5 protein-coding genes are annotated in these 5,559 nt (G+C 67.9%); 2 read left to right on the top strand and 3 right to left on the bottom strand.

Features of this window, described 5'->3' with window-relative positions; genetic code table 11:
* Positions 1-349 precede the first annotated feature (349 nt).
* Both AC5RUJ_RS10145 and AC5RUJ_RS10140 read left to right on the top strand, forming a co-directional pair.
* Positions 350-1,852, top strand: coding sequence for a CitMHS family transporter (locus AC5RUJ_RS10145; protein WP_494127576.1), 1,503 nt, complete (start codon positions 350-352; stop codon positions 1,850-1,852).
* A gap of 317 nt (positions 1,853-2,169) precedes the next feature.
* The gene (locus AC5RUJ_RS10140) at positions 2,170-2,364 is read left to right on the top strand and encodes a hypothetical protein (protein WP_494013782.1); all 195 of its coding nucleotides are present in this window, start codon (positions 2,170-2,172) and stop codon (positions 2,362-2,364) included.
* Between the two features lie 174 nt (positions 2,365-2,538).
* Here AC5RUJ_RS10140 and AC5RUJ_RS10135 read toward each other — a convergent pair whose 3' ends face one another.
* From AC5RUJ_RS10135 to AC5RUJ_RS10125, 3 genes are all read right to left on the bottom strand, one after another.
* Entirely contained in the window at positions 2,539-3,525 is a 987-nt protein-coding gene (locus tag AC5RUJ_RS10135) for an AEC family transporter (protein WP_494076487.1), read from the bottom strand.
* Positions 3,526-3,627: 102 nt separating this feature from the next.
* Positions 3,628-4,956, bottom strand: a complete 1,329-nt coding sequence (locus tag AC5RUJ_RS10130) for an enolase C-terminal domain-like protein (protein ID WP_494127575.1) — start codon at positions 4,954-4,956, stop codon at positions 3,628-3,630.
* Between the two features lie 3 nt (positions 4,957-4,959).
* A partial coding sequence (locus AC5RUJ_RS10125) for an aldehyde dehydrogenase family protein (RefSeq protein ID WP_494155822.1) occupies positions 4,960-5,559 on the bottom strand: 600 nt, incomplete at its 5' end.

Here is a 5,559-nt window from a genome sequence, read left to right as displayed (position 1 = left end):
GCCGGACGCCGCGACGGCCTGTGCCGCGGCGAGGGCCTGGCCTTCGGCGTCTTCGCCCAGCCGCTGGTAGGTCAGCCAGCCCAGAACGGCGGCGGAGAGAAGGAGCACCACGGCCACGACGGCCAGTTGGAGGAACAGCATGCGGGCCGAAAAGCCCATCCGGGGCGGTCGCCTGCCCCCGTTCTCCATGGTGCCTCCCGGGTGCGGCCCTCGGCCTGTGAGCTAAATGAGCAAAACGTGCTCAATAAGCAGTATGCACCTGAAGGGCGTTTAACCGCCATTCGTGACCCGGACCACCCTAATGTCTGTAAAGCCGGTCACACCGGCTGCATTAGACAAAGGAGTTGCTGTGCTGGTTTTCCTCGGCTTCGCAATGATCGCGGTCTTTATGGCGCTGATCATGACCAAGAAACTGACGCCTGTTTTAGCCCTGATCATTGTGCCGACTGTTTTCGGCCTCTTCGCAGGGGCCGGCCTCGGCCTGGGCGACATGATCCTCGAGTCGATGAAGTCGTTGACATCCACAGCGGCGCTGCTGATGTTCGCCATCATCTTCTTCGGCCTGATGATCGATGTCGGACTGTTCGACCCACTGGTGCGCTTCATCCTGCGCACGTTGGGCAACGACCCGGCCAAGGTTGTGCTCGGCACCGCGGTGCTGGCCGCCGTCGTCTCGCTGGACGGCGATGGTTCCACCACCTTCATTCTGACGACGGCGGCCATGCTGCCGATCTACCTGCGGCTGGGCATGAGCCCGGTGGTGCTCACCTGCGTCGCCGGCCTAGCCAACGGCACCATGAACATTGTTCCATGGGGAGGTCCGACGGCACGCGCTGCTGCCGCCCTGGATGTCTCCCCGACCGACGTGTTTGTGCCGATGATTCCATCCCTGCTGGCAGGCATCCTTGTCGTGATGGTCTTCGCCTGGACGCTCGGTTTGAGCGAGCGCAAGCGGTTGGCGGGCGGCAATCCCAAGGCCACCGCCAAGGGCAAGCCCGATCTGTGGACGGATGCTGCCCGGGACGACGACGGCGGTGCCGGCAGCTCCGCTGGAAACTCCGGCGTTGGCAGGGGCCGCGGCAGGCGCGGAGCCGGGTCCGGGAAGCCCGTCCCGGGTACCTCGCCGGTCGGCGCTCCGGCCGGTGGCTCTGTCGCTGTTCTGGAGGCTCCAGAGGAAGGCCCGGTGGGCGGATCCCTGACCGACTCCGCCCTGGACCCCAACCGGGCCACCCTGCGTCCGCATCTGTTCTGGTTCAATCTGGCCCTGACCGTGGCCGTCATGGTGATCCTGGTGCTGGACGTCGTTCCGCTGGCCTACGTCTTCATGGTCGGGGCCGCCATTGCCTTGGTGGTCAACTTCCCGAACGTCAAGGAACAGGCCAACCAGTTGGTCGCGCACAGCAAGAGCATCGTCGCCGTCGTCTCCATGGTGATGGCAGCCGGGGTCCTGACCGGCGTGCTGAACGGCACCGGCATGGTCGACGCCATGGCAGCCTGGCTGGTGGACATCATTCCGGACTCGATGGGGCCGTTCATGGCCGTGATCACCGGGGTGCTCAGCATCCCCATGACCTTCTTCATGAGCAACGACGCGTTCTACTTCGGTGTGCTGCCGGTGCTGAGCGAAACTGCCGCCCACTTCGGCATCGCCCCCGCCGAGATGGCACGGGCCTCCATCACAGGCCAGCCCGTACACATGCAGAGCCCGCTCGTCCCTGCGATCCTGCTGCTGGTGTCGCTGGCCAGCGTGGAACTGGGCGACCACCACAAGAAGGTGCTGTGGCGTGCCACCGTCGTTTCGCTGGTGATGCTGGCCGTCGGTGTCCTGCTGGGCGCCATCCCCTGGGGCTGAGCCGCCAGCCAAATACGACGCGGCGCCGCCGTCTGGTTTCGACCACCGGACAGTGGGCGCCACCGCTCAACCTTGCAGAAAACCGGTCCCGATAATTGTCCGGAAAACCGGTTCCGCGGCCGCAATGAAGGAGGCCCCCCAACCAAGAAAAGGAGAAAGCCGAGAAGTGGGCCGCTGTGACCACGGTGAAGGCTACACGGGCGTTGGCGAGCAAAGACCAGACGCAGCTGAGGTAGGGACCGCTGGCCTGGAGTGCCTAAGGTTCCGGCCCGTCTTGAGCCGCTGCTCGCCGACGCCGGGATAGACCAGACCATGACATCAAGGTCTATCCCGGCGCCGGCCGCGGCTTTCTCAACAACCATGGCCCGTCGGAGCTGACATTCGGGGACAAGGTGCTCGCCAAGCTGGTTGCCGCTGGCTATCACGAGCCGTCTGCCGAGGACGCGCGCAGGCGCATCCTCGCCTTTTTCCAGGAACGCCTGCACCCTGGCCTGAGGGGGGAAGCGCGATGACATACCGCAGCCTGAAGGGAGCGCTACGGGCAGCGCGGGCTGCAGCCGGTTTCACCGCCGGCTACCCGTCAGTTGTGCGGCCACGCCGGCTCCCCTTGGGTCATGCAGACCCGTCAGGTCTTGAACCTCCAACGCCTCGCCGAGTCCACGAGCGTCCGAGTTCCGCCGGAGGGCTCAGCCCAGCAGCAGGGCGACCAGCAGGACGGCGGGCAGCGAGAGCAGGGAGCTCAGGAAGATGATGTCCCGCACCAGCGTGGACTGCATGCGGAACTGGCTGGTGAACAGGAAGACGTTCTGCGCCGTCGGCAAGGCCGCCATGACGACCACGCCCAGCAGCGGGACGCCGCCGACATCGAACACGAAGTGCGCCAGCGCCCACGCGATGGCCGGCATCAGGGCCAGCTTGACCACGGAGCCCAGCGCGACGTCGGCCCGCAGGGCGCGCTGGGTCAGCGGCTTTTGCCCGCGCAGGCTCATGCCGAACAGCATCAGCAGCAACGGAATGGACGCGTTGCCGAGCATTTCCACCGGCGTCCAGAGCACTTCCGGCAGGCGCAGCCCGGTCACGGAGATGAGCGCCCCGACGGCGGTGGCGACGGTGACCGGATTGAGGATGGACTTGATCACGGTGCGCCAGAGCGGGACAGCCGCGGCAGCACCGCCGTCGTCCGGTGAAAGCTTTCCCGCAGCCGCCTTCCGCTGGCACCAGGCGAAGACGGTCAGGTACACGGGCGCGATGACCAGCAGCTGCGCCAGCAGCACCGAAACGACCGGGTCGGCGCTGCCCACGGCGTAGAGGGCGATCGGCACCCCGATGTTTCCCGCGTTGACGTAGGTGGAGGCCATGGCGCCACCGGCCGTCTGCGCTGCCGGGCGGCGCAGCACGAAGCGGCTGAACAGCGCATAGACCGCTCCCGCGAGGGCGGCGGTCATCAGCGCGATCGGAGTGTAGACGCCGACGACCGACGCGAGATCCGCCTCGGACAGCAGCACCAGCATCAGCGCCGGATTGGTGATGTAGTAGATCACCGGCGTCAGTCCGCGCTGCATCTCCGGCGCCTTCTGCGGGACGATGGCTGCGGCGGCAAAGCCGACGGCAACAATCACCAGCACCACGCCGAAGCCGAGCAGCACACCTTCCACGGAACCTCCAGAACTCACGGCTCTGCCCGGGCCGGCGCAAAACGCGCGGCCGGGCAGAGGTCAAACGGCGGGACACAAGAAGACCGCCCGCCCCGCAGGGTGCGGAGCGGGCGGCGGGTACTAGCGGACCAGGCAGGGGCGCTTGGGATCGAACTCCCAGCCGGGCACCAGGTACTGCATGGAGACGGCATCGTCGCGGGCGCCGAGGCCGTGTTCCAGGTACAGGGCGTTGGCCTCGGCCAGGCGTTCGCGGTCCAGTTCGATCCCGAGGCCGGGGGCCTGCGGGACCTTGATCTCGCCGTCGCGGATCAGCAGCGGTTCCTTGGTCAGGCCCTGGCCGTCCTGCCAGATCCAGTGCGTGTCCAGCGCGGTGATTTCGCCCGGGGCGGCGGCGCCGACCTGGGTGAACATGGCCAGTGAGATGTCGAAGTGGTTGTTCGAGTGCGAGCCCCAAGTCAGACCGAACTCGTGGCACAGCTGCGCGACGCGGACGGAGCCGGCCATGGTCCAGAAGTGCGGATCGGCCAGCGGAATGTCGACGGCGTTGGTGCGCACCGCGTGGGCCATTTCGCGCCAGTCGGTGGCGATCATGTTGGTGGCGGTCTGCAGGCCGGTGGCGCGGCGGAACTCGGCCATCACTTCGCGGCCGGAGAACTTGCCTTCGGCGCCGCAGGGGTCTTCGGCATACGCCACCACGCCCTGCATGCGCTGGCCCAGCCGGATGGCGTCCTGCAGCAGCCAGCCGCCGTTCGGATCCAGGGTGATGCGGGCGTCCGGGAAGCGCTGTTTGAGCGCGGTGACCGCGTCGACTTCCAAGTCCCCGGCCTGCACCCCGCCCTTGAGCTTGAAGTCCTGGAAGCCGTAGCGGGCCTGCGCGGCTTCGGCCAGGCGGACCACGGCGTGCGGGGTCATGGCTTCTTCGCGGCGCACCCGTTCCCAGTCGTCGGCGCCGTGGGGTTCGCGCAGGTACGGCAGGTCGGTGGCGTCCGGGTTGCCCACGTAGAAGAGGTAGCCGAGCATCGGCACCGCGTCACGCTGCTGGCCGTCGCCCAGGAGTTCGGCCACGGGAACGCCCAGGAACTGGCCGTGCAAATCCAGCAAAGCGGATTCGATCGCGGTCACGGCGTGCACGGTGGTGCGCAGGTCGAAGGTCTGCAGCCCGCGGCCGCCGGCGTCGCGGTCGGCGAAGGCCGCGGCGATTTCCCGCAGCAGGCTGCGGAAGCGGGCCACCGGGCGGCCGGTGATCAGGGCGCCGGCGTCTTCGATGGTGGTGCGGATTTTCTCCCCGCCGGGGACTTCGCCCAGGCCGGTGCGGCCGTCGGAGTCGGTCACGATGACCACGTTGCGGGTGAAGAACGGCCCGTGCGCGCCGGAGAGGTTCAGCAGCATCGAGTCGTGTCCGGCGACCGGGACCACTTCGACGGCGGCAATGGTGGGTTGGTTGCTCATGCGCTACTCTCCGGCCAATTCCAGCGCGCCGTCGATCCGGCGGTTCAGCTTCCAGGGGTTCTCCTGCTGCACCGGTGCCGGCAGCAAGGCATCGGGAATGTTCTGGTAGGCCACCGGGCGCAGGAACCGCTCGATCGCCAGCGTGCCCACCGAGGTGGTGCGGGTGTCGGAGGTGGCCGGGAAGGGGCCGCCGTGGACCATCGCGTGCCCGACCTCGACGCCGGTCGGCCAGCCGTTGGCCAGGATGCGGCCTGCCTTGCGCTCGAGCACCGGCAGCAGCGGGGCCACGGTGGCGTGGTCCTCGTCGGTCATGTGCAGGGTGGCGGTCAGCTGCCCCTCGAGCCGCTTGGCCGCAGCCAGCAGGTCCTCGGTGGAGGTGTAGCGGACCAGCAGCGAGGCCGCGCCGAAGATTTCCTCGTGCAGCACCTCATTGGTCAGGAAGGTGCGGACGTCGGTGCCGAAAACCGCCGGCGCGGGGGCGTTCTGCGTGGCGCCTTCCTGGCCGCGGGCCACCAGGTCCACCCCGTCCTGCTTCCCGAGGGAGTCGACGCCGGCGGTCCAGGAGTCGGCGATGCCGCGGGTCAGCATGGTCTGGCCGGCGGC

Source organism: Arthrobacter sp. Y3223164 (genome assembly GCF_059091005.1).
This window is presented reverse-complemented; position numbering and strand designations above follow the sequence as displayed.

Excerpts from the sequence above, each read along its gene's own strand:
- AC5RUJ_RS10130 (WP_494127575.1), bottom strand. The coding sequence starts at position 4,956 with ATGAGCAACCAACCCACCATTGCCGCCGTCGAAGTGGTCCCGGTCGCC.